15 protein-coding genes are annotated in these 15,470 nt (G+C 73.1%); 10 read left to right on the top strand and 5 right to left on the bottom strand.

The features are described 5' to 3' along the window. The first annotated feature begins 8 nt into the window (after positions 1-8). From ACL03H_RS00365 to ACL03H_RS00340, 6 genes are all read left to right on the top strand, one after another. Complete coding sequence (locus tag ACL03H_RS00365) at positions 9-1,082, top strand: ribonucleotide-diphosphate reductase subunit beta (protein WP_412808972.1); 1,074 nt, start codon at positions 9-11, stop codon at positions 1,080-1,082. 244 nt (positions 1,083-1,326) lie between these two features. After that, positions 1,327-2,253, top strand: a complete 927-nt coding sequence (locus tag ACL03H_RS00360) for a siderophore-interacting protein (protein ID WP_412808971.1) — start codon at positions 1,327-1,329, stop codon at positions 2,251-2,253. A 585-nt stretch (positions 2,254-2,838) separates the two neighbouring features. Further along, on the top strand, positions 2,839-3,696 hold the full coding sequence (locus tag ACL03H_RS00355) for a helix-turn-helix domain-containing protein (protein ID WP_412808970.1): 858 nt from the start codon (positions 2,839-2,841) through the stop codon (positions 3,694-3,696). Then, positions 3,693-3,875: a DUF397 domain-containing protein gene (locus ACL03H_RS00350; protein ID WP_412808969.1), complete on the top strand. Its 183-nt coding sequence runs from the start codon at positions 3,693-3,695 to the stop codon at positions 3,873-3,875. Before ACL03H_RS00355 ends, ACL03H_RS00350 begins: the two co-directional genes overlap by 4 nt. 139 nt (positions 3,876-4,014) lie before the next feature. After that, complete coding sequence (locus ACL03H_RS00345) at positions 4,015-4,839, top strand: SAM-dependent methyltransferase (RefSeq protein ID WP_412808968.1); 825 nt, start codon at positions 4,015-4,017, stop codon at positions 4,837-4,839. 41 nt (positions 4,840-4,880) lie between these two features. Then, entirely contained in the window at positions 4,881-5,309 is a 429-nt protein-coding gene (locus ACL03H_RS00340; protein WP_412808967.1) for a hypothetical protein, read from the top strand. Here ACL03H_RS00340 and ACL03H_RS00335 read toward each other — a convergent pair. Genes ACL03H_RS00335 through ACL03H_RS00325 form a run of 3 tightly spaced genes read right to left on the bottom strand, consistent with a single transcriptional unit; the run spans position 5,230 to position 7,204 of the window. Beyond that, entirely contained in the window at positions 5,230-5,874 is a 645-nt protein-coding gene (locus ACL03H_RS00335; RefSeq protein WP_412808966.1) for a DUF1990 family protein, read from the bottom strand. The genes ACL03H_RS00340 and ACL03H_RS00335 overlap by 80 nt on opposite strands. After that, positions 5,871-6,527, bottom strand: coding sequence for a DUF1990 family protein (locus ACL03H_RS00330; RefSeq protein ID WP_412808965.1), 657 nt, complete (start codon positions 6,525-6,527; stop codon positions 5,871-5,873). Before ACL03H_RS00330 ends, ACL03H_RS00335 begins: the two co-directional genes overlap by 4 nt. 14 nt (positions 6,528-6,541) lie before the next feature. Beyond that, on the bottom strand, positions 6,542-7,204 hold the full coding sequence (locus ACL03H_RS00325; RefSeq protein ID WP_412808964.1) for a DUF4383 domain-containing protein: 663 nt from the start codon (positions 7,202-7,204) through the stop codon (positions 6,542-6,544). A gap of 172 nt (positions 7,205-7,376) precedes the next feature. Here ACL03H_RS00325 and ACL03H_RS00320 point away from each other — a divergent pair, with 172 nt between their 5' ends. After that, complete coding sequence (locus ACL03H_RS00320) at positions 7,377-8,528, top strand: hypothetical protein (RefSeq protein WP_412808963.1); 1,152 nt, start codon at positions 7,377-7,379, stop codon at positions 8,526-8,528. On the opposite strand, the gene ACL03H_RS00315 is transcribed toward ACL03H_RS00320, so the two are convergent. Next, positions 8,504-8,770, bottom strand: a complete 267-nt coding sequence (locus ACL03H_RS00315; protein ID WP_412808962.1) for a UBP-type zinc finger domain-containing protein — start codon at positions 8,768-8,770, stop codon at positions 8,504-8,506. The genes ACL03H_RS00320 and ACL03H_RS00315 overlap by 25 nt on opposite strands. A gap of 133 nt (positions 8,771-8,903) precedes the next feature. Between ACL03H_RS00315 and ACL03H_RS00310 the strand changes: the two genes are divergently transcribed. Continuing rightward, positions 8,904-10,475, top strand: a complete 1,572-nt coding sequence (locus ACL03H_RS00310; RefSeq protein WP_412808961.1) for a Na+/H+ antiporter — start codon at positions 8,904-8,906, stop codon at positions 10,473-10,475. Between the two features lie 10 nt (positions 10,476-10,485). On the opposite strand, the gene ACL03H_RS00305 is transcribed toward ACL03H_RS00310, so the two are convergent. After that, a complete protein-coding gene (locus ACL03H_RS00305) occupies positions 10,486-11,232 on the bottom strand; it encodes an IclR family transcriptional regulator (RefSeq protein WP_412809067.1) in 747 nt (248 codons plus the stop codon). Positions 11,233-11,688: 456 nt separating this feature from the next. On the opposite strand from ACL03H_RS00305, the gene ACL03H_RS00300 reads away from it, so the two are divergent. Both ACL03H_RS00300 and ACL03H_RS00295 read left to right on the top strand, forming a co-directional pair. Then, positions 11,689-14,175 (top strand): GcvT family protein, encoded by a 2,487-nt coding sequence (locus tag ACL03H_RS00300; RefSeq protein WP_412808960.1) that lies wholly within the window; start codon positions 11,689-11,691, stop codon positions 14,173-14,175. A gap of 76 nt (positions 14,176-14,251) precedes the next feature. Next, positions 14,252-15,451, top strand: a complete 1,200-nt coding sequence (locus ACL03H_RS00295) for a glycine cleavage T C-terminal barrel domain-containing protein (RefSeq protein ID WP_412808959.1) — start codon at positions 14,252-14,254, stop codon at positions 15,449-15,451. The last annotated feature ends 19 nt before the right edge of the window (positions 15,452-15,470 follow it).

Here is a 15,470-nt window from a genome sequence, read left to right as displayed (position 1 = left end):
GAGGACTCATGACGTCCACGCACACCCCCGACGCCACCGGCCTCGGCGAGATCGAACGCGGCGCGGGCCGGATCAACGTCGACGACAAGGCGATGATCAACGCGCAGGCCGACGTGAACCAGCTGCTGCCGCTGAAGTACGGCTGGGCGTGGGAGAAGTACCTGGCCGGCTGCAACAACCACTGGATGCCCACCGAGGTGTCCATGCACGCCGACATCGCGCTGTGGCGCTCCCGCGACGGGCTCACCGACGACGAGCGGTTGATGCTCAAGCGCAACCTCGGGTTCTTCGCGACCGCGGAGTCCCTGGTGGCCAACAACATCGTGCTCGCGGTGTACCGGCACATCACCAATCCCGAGTGCCGCCAGTACCTGCTGCGCCAGGCCTTCGAGGAGGCCGTGCACACCCACACCTTCCAGTACATCTGCGAGAGCCTGGGCCTCGACGAGGGCGAGCTGTTCAACGCCTACCGCGAGATCCCGTCCATCTCGGAGAAGGACGAGTGGGCGCTGCGGCACACCCAGAACCTCGAGAACCCCGAGTTCGCCACCGGCGGCCCGGAACGCGACCAGGCCTTCCTGCGCGACCTCATCGCCTTCTACGTGATCTTCGAAGGGATGTGGTTCTACACCGGTTTCGCCCAGATCCTGTCGCTGGGCAGGCGGAACAAGATGGTCGGCATCGCCGAGCAGTACCAGTACATCCTGCGCGACGAGTCGATCCACCTGAACTTCGGCATCGACTGCATCAACCAGATCAAGCTGGAGAACCCGCACCTGTGGAGCACCGCGTTCCAGGAGGAGGTGCGCGGGATGCTCGTCGACGCGTGCCGCCTGGAGGTCGCCTACGGCCGCGACACGATGCCGCGCGGGATCCTCGGCATCAACGCCGAGCTGTGCGAGCAGTACATGCACTTCATCACCAACCGCCGCTGCGCCCAGCTCGGCCTCGCCCCGGTCTTCGCCGAGGTCGAGAACCCGTTCCCCTGGATGTCGGAGGCCATGGACCTGAAGAAGGAGAAGAACTTCTTCGAGACCCGGGTCACCGAGTACCAGTCGGGCTCCTCCCTGTCCTGGGACTGATCCGGCCCGGCCGGACCGCTCCCCGCCCCGCGGCGAGCGGTCCGGCCCCACCCGGGCGATCGCCGGTCGGGGCGCCCGGCGCCGGGCGGGGAGCGCCGCGCCCCTTCCCGGCTCCCGCGCGGTGCCGCCGACGCGCCGGCGTCGTCTCGTCCCCTCGTCCTCCCGGCGGCGACACCCTCCCGCACGGGGACAGGTTAGGCTAACCTCTGAACCTGCGACGTCGATGCGGTGAAGAGGTGTGATGATGGCCGAGCGCTCCGGTGCGCAGCGCCCGCGGTACCTGGTGTTCCCGGCCCGGGTGGCCCGCGCGGAACGCCTCGGACCGAGCTTCGCGCGCATCACCTTCACCGGCGAGCAGCTGCACCGCTTCGGCACCGGCGGGGACGACCAGCGGGTGAAGCTCGCCCTGCCGCGGCCCGGGCGGACCGTCGCGGACATGCCCAGCGGCGAGAACTGGTACACCCGCTGGCTGGAGCTGCCGGACGAGATCCGCCCGACGCTGCGCACCTACACGGTGCGGGCCTTCCGGGAGCGGGAGGCCGAGCTGGACATCGACTTCGTGCTGCACGGCGTCGAGGAGGGCCACGGCGGTCCGGCGTCCACCTGGGCGGCGACCGCCGCGCCCGGCGACGAGGTCGCGCTGCTCGGCCCGGACCGTCCCGGCACCGGCCGGATGTGGGGCTGCGAGTGGTCGCCGCCGAGCACCGCGCGGCAGCTCGTGCTGGCCGGGGACGAGACCGCGGTCCCCGCGATGGCGGCGATCGTCGAATCGCTGCCGCACGACTCGCGCGGCGTGGTGTGCGCGGAGGTGCCCACGGCCGCCGACGTGCAGACCTGGCGGAGCCCGCGCGGCGTGGAGGTCCGCTGGCTGGTGCGGCAGCGAGCGGGCGGCACCGTCCCGCACGGCGCCCTGCTGGAGGAGACGGTGACCGAGGTCCTCGGCGAGTTCGGCTCGCGCGGCGGCGCCCACTCCGGGCTGGAGGACGTGGACGTCGACACCGCGACCCTGTGGGAGGTCCCGGACAGCGGCCCCGCGAGCGGCGAGGTCTACGGCTGGCTGGCCGGCGAGGCGGCGGTGATCAAGCGGCTGCGGCGGATCCTCGTGCAGGAGCACCGCGTGCCTCGAACGGCCGTGGCGTTCATGGGCTACTGGCGCGAGGGCCGCAGCTGATCAGCGCGGAGCTGGTGGTGGTCCGGGCGCCCGGTGGTCCCGGGGCCTGGAGCCGAACCGGAGGAACGGGGCCCGCCGCACCCGCGCGGTGACACCACCGGAACCGGTGCCTGGCCGAGCTCCCCGCTGCCGGGCTCACCCGCGGCGCGGTGCGGCGGGCCCCGACCGGGCCGGACGGGCGCGCATTCGCCTCCCGCATTCCGGCGAGACGCCGGGCGCGGTGCGGCAGATCCGCCGCGAGCCCGAACACCGGGGTCTTCGCCGATCCCGGTGCGCGGTCCCCCGCGAATTCCGCCGCGACGGCAATGACCTGCCGAACCCGGAAGAGCAACCGGTCGTTGCAACGTTTCCATTCGATTCCGCACAGGTGCGGAATCGAATGGAAACGTTGCACCGCGCCGCGGTGTCCACCAGCCGCGCCCACCCGAATCGCCCTCCCGCGACGGAAAGACCGGGGAACGCGCGTGAGCTGCGACGGGAAGCGCATATGGGGAAAATAGGAGAATGCCAGCACCCGAGAACTCGGGACAATGACTCATTCGGATGATCGCCGGTCCCGCGGACAATGGATTAGCATTCCTCGACATGACCGCAAACCCACCACGACCGCGGGCTTACGTGCTCGGCGCGGAACTGCGCGACGCGCGCCGCAAGAACGGGCTCACCCTGCGCGGACTGGCCTCGATCCTGGACGTATCGCATTCGGTGCTGGTGCGCTGGGAGCACGGGGACCGGGTGCCGTCGGCCGAATCCATCTCCGCGGTGTGCGTGGTGCTCGGCGTCAGCAACACGGCGCAATCCCGGATGCTCAAACTCGCGCGCGAGGCCGCCGCCGAGCCCTCGCCCGCGCTGAACCCGGACGGCATCGGCGAGGCCGACCAGCTCGCCACGCTGCTGGAGTTCGAGCGCACCGCCACCAAGATCACTGATGTGGCGCCTCTGCTGCTGCCGGGCCTGCTGCAGTGCGCCGACTACACCCGGGCGATCATGACCGCCGGGGTGCCCGACCAGGAGGCCAACAAGCGGGTCGCGATGCGGCAGGGCCGCCGCGACATCATCACCCGCAAGCGGGCCCCGGCGAGGTACACCGCGCTGATCCTGGAGCCCGTGCTGCACCAGCCCATCGGCCGCCCCGCCGGACGGTACGACCAGCTGCGGTTCCTCGACGAGATCGCCGAGCGGGACAACGTCGAACTGCGCATCATCCCCTCGGCCGCCGGGTGGACGCCCGCGCACGCCGGGCCGTTCCTGCTGCTGGAGTTCGCGAAGGCCGACCCGGTGGTGCACCTGGAGCACCACCGCTCCTCGGCGTTCCTGCGGGAACCGGAGGCCGTCGAAGCGTTCCGCTCCGCCCGCGACGAGCTGGAGCAGGTCGCCCTGAGCAGGGAGGACTCCCGCAAGCTCATCGCCGAGATCGCCTCCCGCGAGCAGGTCCCGGCGTGAGCGCCGAACCGCGCGGCTGGCGCACCTCCACCTACAGCAGCCAGGAGACCAACTGCGTCGAGGTCGGCGCGCTGCCGGGTGGCGGGGCCGCGGTGCGCGACTCGAAGGACCGCGCCGCCGGGCACCTCACGGCCACCGCGACGCAGTGGTCCCGCTTCCTGCGCGCCCTCCGGGCCTGAGCACGACGCGCGCCCCCGCACGGGGGCCCGCACCTCCTCCTGAACCGTCCCGTTCCCGCCGCGCCAACACCGGTGCCGCGGACCGCGCCGCGCTGTAGGGTGTCGATGATCTTGGCCCCGACGCCGCTGCGAGGAAGTCATGCCGATTCCGGGCGATACGGCGGGTGCCATCGACACGAGCAGGCCGAGCCTGGCCCGCGTGTACGACTTCGCGCTCGGGGGCAAGGACAACTTCGCGGTCGACCGCGAGCTGAACCGGATGCTCAACCGGGAGGTGCCCGACGCGAACGCGCTGGCCCGGACCAGCCGCGCCTTCCTGATCCGGGCCGTGCGGTTCCTCGCGGTCGAAGCGGGCATCGACCAGTACCTCGACTGCGGTTCGGGGCTGCCCACGGCGGAGAACACCCACCAGGTCGCGCAGCGAGCCGTGCCGGAATCGCGGGTGGTCTACGTGGACAACGACCCGGCGGTCGCCGCGCACAGCCGGGCGCTGCTCGCCGACAACGACCGCAGCCACTTCCTCGGCGCGGACGTCTTCCAGCCGGAACTGCTGCTCGCCGACCCCCTGGTGCGCGGCGCGCTCGACTTCTCCCGGCCGCTCGGCCTGCTGCACGTCGGCACCCTGCACCACTACGACGAGGCCGCCGGGGGACGCCCCGTCGCCGAGATCATGGGCGAGTACCTGGCGGCGCTGCCCAGCGGTTCCTTCCTGGCGTTCAGCCACTTCTTCGACCCCGAGGACGAGCACAGCGGCCCGGCCCGGCGGTTGCAGGAACTGCTCGGCTCCGGGATGGGTTCCGGGTTCTTCCGCACCCGCGCGCAGCTCGAACCCGTGCTGGCCGGCCTGGACCTGCTCGAACCGGGCCTGGTGGTGGCCGACGAGTGGTGGCCGGACGGCCCGCGGCTCACCCCGCTGTCGGCCGTCGGCCACTGCGTCATCGCCGCCGTCGCCCGCAAGCCCTGAACCACCGGTGCACCCGGGAGATCGTCCGGGTAACCCGGGGCATGGACCCGGGCACCGTTGAGACCTTCCCCTTCCGGTTCGCCGGAGCGCACCGGCTGCTGGCACTGGCGTTCGGCATCGCACCGCCGACCGCGTGGGTCCGGGTCGGCCCGGCCGAGTTCGCCGTGCGCTTCGGGCCCTGGAGCCTGCGCACGCCCCGGTCCAACGTCGCGGGCACCAGCACCTCGGGGCCCTGCCCGCTGCTGCGCACGGCGGGACCCGCGCGGATGTCGCTCCGCGACGGCGGCTTGATCTGCGCCACCAACGCGGAACCGGGGGTGCGCGTCCGGTTCGCCGAGCCGGTCCCCGGCATCGAACCGCTGGGGGTGCTGCGACACCCGGCGGTCACGGTCACGGTCGCCGACCGCGAGCGGCTGGAAGCGCTGCTGGCCGCGTCAGATCCCGCATCCGGCGGCAGGCGCTCCGGATGAAGCGCAGCTGAGCGCCTCGGCCGAACAGCACGAAACCCAGCCGCACCACGGGGTTCGGGATCGGAGCCCGCCGGGAGAACGCGTGCACCCGGAACTCCACGTCACCGGTCGCGAGGTCCTTGCGCACGCCGAAGTCCATCTGCCCCTGCTCCAGGTGCCCGCGCAGCGTCCGGTAGTTCCAGCCCCAGATCCGCACCCCGTCGCTGGTCGTGTCGACGACACCGCCCACCCGGCAGGGCAGGTCGAAGGGAAGCCCGTGGAAGTTCGCCTCCAGCAGCAGGTCGGAGTCCGCGAGCGACTCCCCGGAACGGCAGGCTCGGGTCACGACCATCGGATCGGCGAACTTGTAGTCCCGCACCAGGGCGCACGCCCGCTCCCACGGCCCTCCCACCAGCGGCGGCCCCGGCGGTTCGGCGCCCAGCGGTTGCCGGAAGTCGTCGACCCTCCACCCGGGCCCGGGATCGAGCGGATCCACTCGATCGACGTCGAAGTTCACCGGCAGCTCCCGCAGCCGCGCCAGCCGTCGGCGCAGCGCCGGGTCGTCGGCGCAGCCCGGGCCCGTCACGCGAGTCCGCCCGCCAGCTCGTCCCGGCCGGTGCGGACCTCCACGCCCCGCACCAGCCTGCCGCCCGCCACCGAGCAGACCCGGGCGCAGCACCGCACCCACATGTAGGTCTGCACCTGCCGGGACAGCCGCATCTTGTCGTAGAGCAGGTGCGCCGCCCGGTCACCGCTGCGGGCCCAGGACTCGATCTCGAAGCGCAGCAGCTCCCCGACGTCGGCGGCGCGGAACTCGATCTGCCCGGCCTCCAGGTGCCCGGGCCGGGTCGCCAGCCGGAACGACGTGGGCGTCACCTCCAGCACCCGCACCGGGCCGTCCCAGGGGCCCGGCATCCGGACCACCAGGTCGTCCCCGACGCGCAGCCCGGGGTGATCGCCCTCCGGCTCGAAGCGGGCCACCTCGCCCGGCACCATCCGGTCCGGCGCGGCCTCGAACAGCGCCATCACCTGTTCCGCGTCGCGCAGGTGCAGGTGGATGTCCGCTCGGTAGCGGCGGTGGAACAGCGGACCGACACCGTGCTCCGGCAGTTGGAGGCCCTCGACCGGCCCCCGGGGCTCCGGCGGCTGGACCGCTTCGCGGACCTCCACCAGGTGCACCGGGACGTCGCTGGTGAACTCGCGGGCCGCCGCGAGCAGCAGGCCCGGGGGCCACCGCACCCACCCCGGGACGATCACGATCGGCCGCCCGCGGCCCTCCTGCGGGCGCGGGCGCGCTCCACCGCGCGGCGCCGGGCCTGGTCGCGCAGCACGATCTGGGTCTGCTCGGGGGTGGGGTGGCCCTCCCCCATCGCGATCTCCGCCTCCTCGTAGCGCCTCTCCTCGTCCTCCGGCGGGCGCCGCTGCTCCACGAGCTGCTCCTCCGGGTCGGGGCGGCGCTCGCGGATCGGGTGCTGCTGCCGGTAGGGGTTGTCCGGCGGGAGCCCGCCCGAGAGCCGCCCGTACAGGCCGGTGAACAGCAGCACCAGCCCCACCACGAGGCTGAACAGCACGTTCGGCATCCGGAACGCCAGCACGTTCCACGGGCTGTTGAGCACCGCCAGGTGCAGCAGCCCCGAGAGCAGGAACACCCCGCCGAAGGCCGTGGTCACCGTGGACGCCTGCTTGCCTCCCCACGCCGCGCAGCCGATCAGCACCGCCCCGGTCGCCAGCGAGATCACCGACAGCAGGCCGTTGCTGGACAACCCCAGCACGGCCTGCCCGCTCGTCGAGAAGAACTCCAGCCCCCTGGAGAGCCCGAGGGATCCGAACACCCACAGCACCAGGCCCAGCACCACGGCCCCGACCCGGTGGACCGTGTGCACCGGGTGCGGCGCCTCCTTCTTCCGCCCCGTCATCGCCCCACACCCCCGGGAGTCGCAGCACGTCGTGACGTTGTGCGGTTACCCGGCTACCGAACCGGTTACACCGCGCCCGGCGCGTCGCCCGGACGCCGGGTACCGCCGGGAAGATCACGCGCCATACAGTTGTCGGCGCTGTGCCAGCGATCGATGCGGAGTGCCCGGACCGATGAGCCGCGAGAACAAGATCCTGCTGGGCTCGCTCGCCTGCGGTGCCGTGCTGGTGCCCGGGGTGCTGGTCCTCGCCCTGCGGTGGCCGCTGTGGGCGTGGTCGCTGCTCAGCGCCGGTCTGCTGGTCGGCGTCGGTGCCTACGCCCGGCAGCTCCTGCTGCTGCACCGCCAGCGGCAGCTGCGGGAGGCGCTGGAGGTCCAGCAGCAGCGGACCGCCGCACCCGTCGAGCCCGAGCCGGAACCCGCCCGTCAGCAGCTGGTGCGGAACGTGTCGCTGCCCAGCTCGGAGCCCGACTACCAGTTCGTCTTCGGAGCCACCGCCTGGTGGCGGCGCCCGGCCGACGCGGTCGGCGTCGGGCACGAGAACCCGGCCGGGTTGGCGCTGGACACCCTGCTCAGCCGGGCCCGCGAGATCACCTCGGTGGAGCATCCCGGTGCCGCCGACGTGGTGGCGCACAAGCTCGCGGGCGCGCTCGGCGCGGTGCGGCGAGACCCGCACGGCCACGTCGAGACCTGGGCCTCGGAGGTGGTCCTGGTGCTGTCCGAGCAGGACACCGACCGGCTGCACCGGCTCGCCGAGGTGCGCAAGGACGAGCAGCTGTGGCACCGGGAGCGCGACCACGAGCGCAGCAAGCGCGCCTACCTGAGCGAGGAGGTGCTGCGCGACACCGGCAGCGCGGTGGTCTGGTGGCTGTCGCGCAACGAGCACGACGTCGAGCGGGCGGCCGAGCTCATCGGCACTCTCGCCCAGCTGTCCGCCGCCGCCAACGGCACCGAGATCGCCGAGCAGTTCCGGCACCTGGTGCCCTCGTCGAGGCAGGCCCCGTTCGCCGGGGGGCTGCCGTTCTCCCAGGAGTCGCTGTCGTTCAGCGGCACCCTGGACTCCGGCCAGTTCTTCTCCTACGGCCAGCTCGCCGCGGCGCCCGGCGGGCTCCCCGAAGGGGCCGAGCACACCGCGATCGACCACGTCCGCGGGCTGATCGACGAGCTCAGCACCGAGGGCGCGGGGGCCGACCGCGCGCAGCTGGCCACCCGGCTGGCCGCCCTGTTCGACGCGGCCGAGCAGCGGGAGTTCGCCGAGGCGATCCGCACCCGCTTCGGCACCGCCGACGCGGCGCTGCCGCCTCAGCCGAGGCGTTCGTCCACGTAGCACCACGCCCAGGTCTCGCCGGGTTCGAACGAGCGCACGACCGGGTGCCCGGTGTCCCGGTGGTGCTGGGTCGCGTGCCGCAGCGGGCTGGAATCGCAGCAGGCGACGTGCCCGCACTCGGTGCACAGCCGCAGGTGCGCCCACTCGTCGCGCCCCAGCGCCAGGCAGTCCTGGCACGCCGTCCGGGAGCCCGGCGCGGGATCGCGCCCCGCCGCCGCTTCCAGGTGCTCGCAGCCCGCCACCGGCCACCTCCGTGCTCGTCGCGTCCGCCACCGGGGTCCCCGGACGGGCGCGCGCTCATGCACGCCGCCGGAACGGGGCGGTGGCATCCGATCATCCTTAGACTGCCGTCGTCGACGTCGAAGGGGGCTCGCGGTGCAGCAGTTTCCGGCGCTCATGGTGCTGCTGGCGGTCGCGCTGGGCCTCACCGCGCTCGCCCGCCGGTGGGGGCTGTCGGAGCCGCTGGTGCTGGTGCTGGCGGGCCTGGCGCTGTCCTTCGTGCCGGGCGTCCCGGACTACGCGATCAACCCGGAGCACGTCCTCGTGCTGGTGCTGCCGCCGCTGCTGTACTCGGCGGCGCTGACCAGCTCCACCCTCGGGTTCCGCGCCAACGCCCGCCCGATCGCCTCGCTGGCGCTGGGCGCGGTGCTGGTCACCACCCTGGTCACCGGGCTGGTGGCGTGGTGGCTGGTGCCCGCGATGCCGCTGGGCGCGGCCCTGGTGCTGGGGGCGGTGGTGGCGCCGCCGGACGCGGTCGCCGCGACCTCCATCGGCCGCAGGCTCGGGCTGCCGCGCAAGGTGATGACGGTGCTCAGCGGGGAGAGCCTGGTCAACGACGCCACCGCGCTGACCGCCTACCGGGTGGCGGTGGCGACCGTGGTCGGCACCGGCTACTCGCTGCTGGCCGGGATCGGTTCCTTCCTGCTCGCCGCCGGGGGCGGGCTCGTCGTGGGTTTCGCGGTCGGCTGGGCGGTGCACCGCGTTCGGCGAGCGCTCTCCGACGGGGTGCTGGAGAGCGCGGCGGGACTGCTGGTGCCCTTCGCGGCGTACCTGCTGGCCGAGGGGATCCAGGCTTCCGGGGTGCTGGCGGTGGTGGTGGCCGGGCTCTACCTGGGCCAGCGCTCCCCCACCGCGAGCGCCTCGGTGCGCTTGCAGGACCGGGCGGTGTGGCTGTCGGCGGACACGCTGCTGGAGGCGCTGGTGTTCTCGCTCATCGGGTTGCAGCTGCGCGCGGTGACCGAGGGCGTCGCGCACCAGCTCGGTCCGCTGGTGCTGGTCGGGCTCGGGCTGACCGCGACCGTGGTGCTGGTGCGGGCGGTGTGGGTGTTCCTCACGCTGCAACTTCCGGAGCTGCTGTTCCGGCGGCGGGCGGCGGAGCCGTGGCGCTACGGGGCGGTGGTCTCCTGGGCCGGGATGCGCGGGGTGGTCTCGCTGGCGGCGGCCGCGGCGATCCCGCAGCTCACCGCGGCGGGCACGCCCTTCCCGCAACGCGCCCAGGTGCTGTTCCTGGCGTTCTTCGTGACCCTGGCGACGCTGCTGCTGCACGGCGCGACGCTGCCGTGGGTGATCCGGGTGCTCGGGGTGCGCGGCCAGGAGGACTACACCGACGCGCTGGCCGAGGCGGAGGCCGCGCACAACGCCGCGCTCGCCGCCCGCAGCAGGCTGGAGGAGCTGGCCGAGGACACCCCGGTGCCCGAGGAGGTCTCCGAACACCTGCACCGGGCCGCCGAGCGCCGCAGCAACCGGGCGTGGGAACGGCTGGGCCGCTCGGACTCCGAGCTCGGCGAGAGCCCCACCGCCGCCTACCGCCGGTTGCGGGGCGAGATGCTCGCCGCCGAGCGGGAGGTGTTCGTGCGCTTCCGCGACGAGGGCCGCATCGACGACGAGGTGTTGCGCAAGGTCCTGCACGAGCTCGACCTCGAAGACGTGATGCTGCAGCGCGAGTGACGGGCGCGGCTCACTCCTCCAGGAAGCCGAGCTGCCCGGAGAGCTCCTTGGCGGCCACCGTCATCGCGCCGACGACCTCGCGCATCCGCTTGCGGGAGAACCGGTACGAGGGCCCGGAGGCGCTCAGCGCGGCGACCACCTCGCCGTCGTGGCGGTGCACCGCGACCGCCGCCGCGTTCAACCCGAGCTCCAGCTCCTCGTAGCTGGTCGCGTAGCCGTCGCGGACGATGAGGTCGAAGCCGGCGCGCAGCTCGCCGGGATCGGTGACGGTGCGCGGGGTGTACTGCGCGAGTTCCCCGAGCAGCAGCGCGTCCTGGTCATCGGCGGGGGCGTGCGCCAGCAGCACCTTGCCGCTGGAGGTGGCGTGCAGCGGGGTGCGCTGGCCGACCCAGTTGTGCGCCGTCACCGAGGCGGTGCCGCGGGCCTGGCTGATGTTGATGGCCACGTCGTCGTCGCGGACGGCGATGTTCACCGTCTCGCCGAGGTCGCCCGCCAGCTTCTCGCAGAACGGGCGGCCCAGCCGGGAGAGGTCCATCCGATCGGTGGCAGCCCCGGCGAGCCGGACGATGCCGAAGCCGATCACGTACTTGCCGCGCTCCCCCAGCTGTTCCACGAGGCCGCGCGCGAGGAGCACGCTGACCAGGCGGGAGGCGGTGGACTTGTGGACGCCGAGCTCGCCCGCGATCTCGGTGATGCCCGCTTCGCCGTGGCGTGCCAGGAGCTCCAGCACGGTCACCGCCCGGTCCACCGACTGCACCAGCGCGCCGGAGCGCTCGCCGGTGGAGGATCGTCCTGCGTTGACCACGGTTGAACCCGTATTCGTTGCGCGGAAATGCCGCCCCGAACCATACACCGCGTTGCTGATTGCGCAACAACCCCGGTCGGAGGTCCACCGAGCGAGGCCGGGCGGTACGCACTGCTGGTGACGGTACCGGCACCACCGGGCGGCCCGCGGCCCCCGCGCGGGTGAGCGTGGCCGCTCTCCGCTCCGAAGAAGCCCGATCCTCCCGAAACCCGATCTCACCAGGGAAAATTAGCTCGGCCGTGTGCTTGACGCGTCCCGGAAGCAGCGCGCACCGTTGCGTCCATCGCGTCCGGTTGTGGGGAGCGCAACAGGCGCGGGGGCGCTTCGGAGGGGAGTCGCCCGGGACCGGTTCCGGGCGGGCCCGGGGCGCGACGTCATGAGCCAGGGGCATGAGCCAGGGGGCGGCACATGGGCGACAGGGCGCGGATCGTGATCGTGGGGGCGGGCATCGTCGGCTGCTCCACGGCCCACCACCTCGCGCGGCTCGGGACCACCGACGTGCTCGTGGTGGACCGGGGACCGCTGCCCGCCACCGGCGGCTCCTCCTCGCACGCCCCCGGGCTGGTCTTCCAGACCAGCGGGTCCGAGCTGCTCACCCGGCTCGCCCGCGACACCGTGCGGCGCTTCACCGCCGAGGACCTGGACGGTGCGCCCTGCTTCCACCAGGTCGGCGGCATCGAGGTCGCCACCACCCGCACCCGCTGGGCGGACCTGCACCGCAAGCGCGGGCTGGCCGCCGCCTGGGGCGTGCCGGCCGAGCTCATCGGCCCCCGCGAGGTCGCCGACCGCGTCCCGCAGGTCGACGCCTCCCGGATCTTCGGCGGGCTGCACGTCGCCACCGACGGCGTCGCCAAGCCCGTCCGCGCCGCCGAGGTCATGATCCGCGAGGCCACCGCGCGCGGCGTGCGGTTCCAGGAGCGCACCGAGGTGGTCGGCTTCGAGATCGATCGCGGCCGGATCCGCGCCGTGCGCACCGACCGGGGCCGGGTCGAGTGCGAGTCGGTGCTGTGCTGCGCGGGGATCTGGGGCCCGAAGGTCGGCGCCCTGGCCGGGGTGTCCATCCCGGTGCTCCCGCTCGCGCACCAGTACGCGGTGACCGGGCCCGTGCCCGGGCTCGGCCCGGCCCGCGAGGACGGCGGGTCGGAGGTGGCGCAGCCGATGCTGCGGCACCAGGACGCCTCGATGTACTTCCGGCAGATCCACGACCGCTTCGGCATCGGTTCCTACCAGCACCGGGTGATCCCGGTGCGCTCCGAGGAGCTGGCCGCGACCGCACCCGGCGACGGCACCGAGGCCCCCTCCGGCGGCGGCCGCTGGACGGGGATGCCGTCGGTGCACCCGTTCACCCCGGACGACTTCAAGCAGCCCTGGGACGACGCATGCGAGCTGCTGCCCGCGCTGCGCGGGACCGAGCTCGCCGAGGGCATGAACGGGCTGTTCCTGTTCACCGCCGACGGAATGCCGGTGCTCGGGCCGTCCCGGGAGGTCGCCGGGTTCTGGGTCGCCGAGGCCGTGTGGATCACCCACTCGGCCGGGGTGGGCCGGGCGATGGCCGAGTGGATGAGCGACGGCTCCCCCGGCATCGACCTGCGCGCCGCCGACCTGCGCCGCTTCGAGGGCTTCGCGCACAGCCCCGCCTACGTGCGCGAGCGAGCCGCGCAGAGCTTCCGCGAGGTCTACGACGTGGTGCACCCGCAGCAACCGCCGCGCCGACCCCGGCAGGTGCGCACCTCGCCCTTCCACGAGCGGGAGCAGCGGCACGGCGCGGTGTTCCTGGAGGCCAACGGCTGGGAGCGCCCGCACTTCTACACCGGCAACCAGCACCTCGTCGCCGGGCGCGAGTCGGCCGAACCCGGCGAGTGGGCCGGGCGCTTCTCGTCCCCGGTCGTCGCCGCCGAGCATCAAGCCGCGCGCGAGGGCGTGGCGATGTTCGACATGACCTCGCTGACCCGCGCCGAGGTCACCGGGCGCGGCGCGCTCGGGCTGCTGCAGCGGCTGACCACCGGCGAGCTCGACCGCGCGCCCGGCTACGTGACCTACACCCTGATGCTGGAGCGCACCGGCGGGGTGCGCGGGGACATCACGGTCGCCCGGCTCGGCGAGACCGAGTTCCAGGTGGGCTGCAACGGGCCGCGCGACATCGCCTGGCTGCGCGCGCACGCCGACGAGACCACCTGGGTCCGGGACGTCACCGGCGGCACCTGCTGCCTCGGCCTGTGGGGGCCGCTGGCGCGTGAGGTGCTGGCCCCGCTGGCCGACGCCGACGTCTCGCACGAGGCGTTCCGGTTCTTCCGCGCGAAACGGCTGTTCGTCGGCGAGGTGCCGGTGACCGCGCTGCGGCTGTCCTACGTGGGCGAGCTCGGCTGGGAGCTCTACACCTCCGCCGAGTTCGGGCGGCGGCTGTGGGACCTGCTGGCCGAGCACGGCGCGGAGCACGGGATCTTCCCGGCGGGCCGGGGCGCGTTCAACGGGATGCGCCTGGAGAAGGGCTACCGCGCCTGGGGCGCGGACGTGTGGAGCGAGCACGACCCCGACGAGGCGGGGCTCGGCTTCGCCGTCAAGAACGGCAAGACCGGCTTCATCGGGCGCGACGCCCTGCTGCGGCGCCGCGAACGACCGGTGCGGCGGCGGTTGTGCTGCCTGCACATCACCGACGGCACAGCGCTGCTGGGCGCCGAGCCGGTGTTCGCCGGGACCGGCCGCGAGGCGGTCGGCTTCACCACCAGCGCCGCATACGGGCACAGCGCGGGCATGAGCCTCGCCTACGCCTGGCTGCCGGCCGAGCTGGCCGAGCCCGGAACCGACGTCGGGGTGTCCTACTTCGACCGGCGCCACCCCGCGGTGGTCGTCGCCGACCCGGTGTTCGACCCCGGGATGTCCCGAATGCGTCGCTGAGCGGCGCCCGCACCAGTCCTCCGGGCCGCGCCCCGCGCGTCCCGGCCACCCACCGCACCGCGAAGGAGCAGCACCGATGACCGTGAACCCGAACCCCGGAATCCTGCAGTACTCCCGGCTGCGCAAGTCGCCGTTCTTCCACGCTTCCCGGCAGCACGGCGTGAGCCTCTACAGCGTCTACAACCACACCTACCACCCGCGGCACTACGGCGATCCGGTCGCGGAGTACTGGGCGCTGCTGGAGGGCGTCACGCTCTGGGACGTCGGGGTGGAGCGGCAGGTGGAGATCACCGGCCCGGACGCGTTCGAGTTCACCAACATGCTGGTGCCGAGGGACCTGACCCGGTGCCGGATCGGGCAGTGCAAGTACGTCTTCGTCACCGCCGAGGACGGGGGCATCATCAACGACCCGGTGCTGCTGCGCCTCGGCGAGAACCACTTCTGGCTCTCGCTGGCCGACAGCGACGTGCTGCTGTGGGCGAAGGGCCTGGCGCACAACCTCGGCATGGACGTGCGGATCCGCGAGCCCGACGTGGGTCCGGTGCAGGTGCAGGGACCGAAGTCGCGGGACGTCATGGCGGACCTGTTCGGCGAGTCCATCCTGGACGTTCCGTACTACTACGCGGTGGAACGCGAGCTGGACGGGATGCGGGTCGTGGTCTCCCGCACGGGTTACACCGCCGAGCTGGGCTACGAGATCTACCTGCACGACGCCTCCCGCGACGGCGTCAAGCTGTGGGACCGGATCTGGGAGGCGGGCCGCCCGCACGACCTGCGGGTCATCGGGCCCTGCCACATCCGCCGCATCGAGGCCGGGATCCTGTCCTGGGGCTGCGACATCACCTACGAGACCAACCCGTTCGAGGCCGGGTACGGCTTCGAGAAGACCTGGATGGTCGACCTGGACCAGGAGGCCGACTTCATCGGCAAGGAGGCGCTGACCAGGATCAAGTCCGAGGGCGTGGCCCGCAAGCTCGTCGGCGTGCGGATCGGCGGCCCCGGAGTCGGTTCGTTCAACGACGGCAGCATGATCGAACCGTTCGACGTGCACGACCCGCACGGGCTGCGCATCGGCGAGGTCACCTCGGCCTGCCACTCGCCCCGGCTGGACAGCAACATCGGCTTCGCGATGGTGCCGGTGGCCTACCAGGAGCCCGGCACCGAGCTGGTCGTGCACACCCAGCACGGCCCGCAGGAGGCGATCGTGGTGCGGAAGCCGTTCCACGACCCGAACAAGGACATCCCCAAGCACCTCGAACGCACGGCGTCGGCGTGAGCGGGCGGGAGACGGTCTG

It is taken from the genome of Saccharopolyspora antibiotica, assembly GCF_047200635.1.
Classification (GTDB): Bacteria; Actinomycetota; Actinomycetes; order Mycobacteriales; family Pseudonocardiaceae; genus Saccharopolyspora_C.
Note: the sequence above shows the minus strand (reverse complement) of the source record. Positions and strands in the feature narration are given on the sequence as shown.

Excerpts from the sequence above, each read along its gene's own strand:
- ACL03H_RS00365 (WP_412808972.1), top strand. The coding sequence starts at position 9 with ATGACGTCCACGCACACCCCCGACGCCACCGGCCTCGGCGAGATCGAA.
- ACL03H_RS00360 (WP_412808971.1), top strand. The coding sequence starts at position 1,327 with ATGGCCGAGCGCTCCGGTGCGCAGCGCCCGCGGTACCTGGTGTTCCCG.
- ACL03H_RS00355 (WP_412808970.1), top strand. The coding sequence starts at position 2,839 with ATGACCGCAAACCCACCACGACCGCGGGCTTACGTGCTCGGCGCGGAA.
- ACL03H_RS00345 (WP_412808968.1), top strand. The coding sequence starts at position 4,015 with ATGCCGATTCCGGGCGATACGGCGGGTGCCATCGACACGAGCAGGCCG.
- ACL03H_RS00340 (WP_412808967.1), top strand. The coding sequence starts at position 4,881 with ATGGACCCGGGCACCGTTGAGACCTTCCCCTTCCGGTTCGCCGGAGCG.
- ACL03H_RS00325 (WP_412808964.1), bottom strand. The coding sequence starts at position 7,204 with ATGACGGGGCGGAAGAAGGAGGCGCCGCACCCGGTGCACACGGTCCAC.
- ACL03H_RS00320 (WP_412808963.1), top strand. The coding sequence starts at position 7,377 with ATGAGCCGCGAGAACAAGATCCTGCTGGGCTCGCTCGCCTGCGGTGCC.
- ACL03H_RS00300 (WP_412808960.1), top strand. The coding sequence starts at position 11,689 with ATGGGCGACAGGGCGCGGATCGTGATCGTGGGGGCGGGCATCGTCGGC.
- ACL03H_RS00295 (WP_412808959.1), top strand. The coding sequence starts at position 14,252 with ATGACCGTGAACCCGAACCCCGGAATCCTGCAGTACTCCCGGCTGCGC.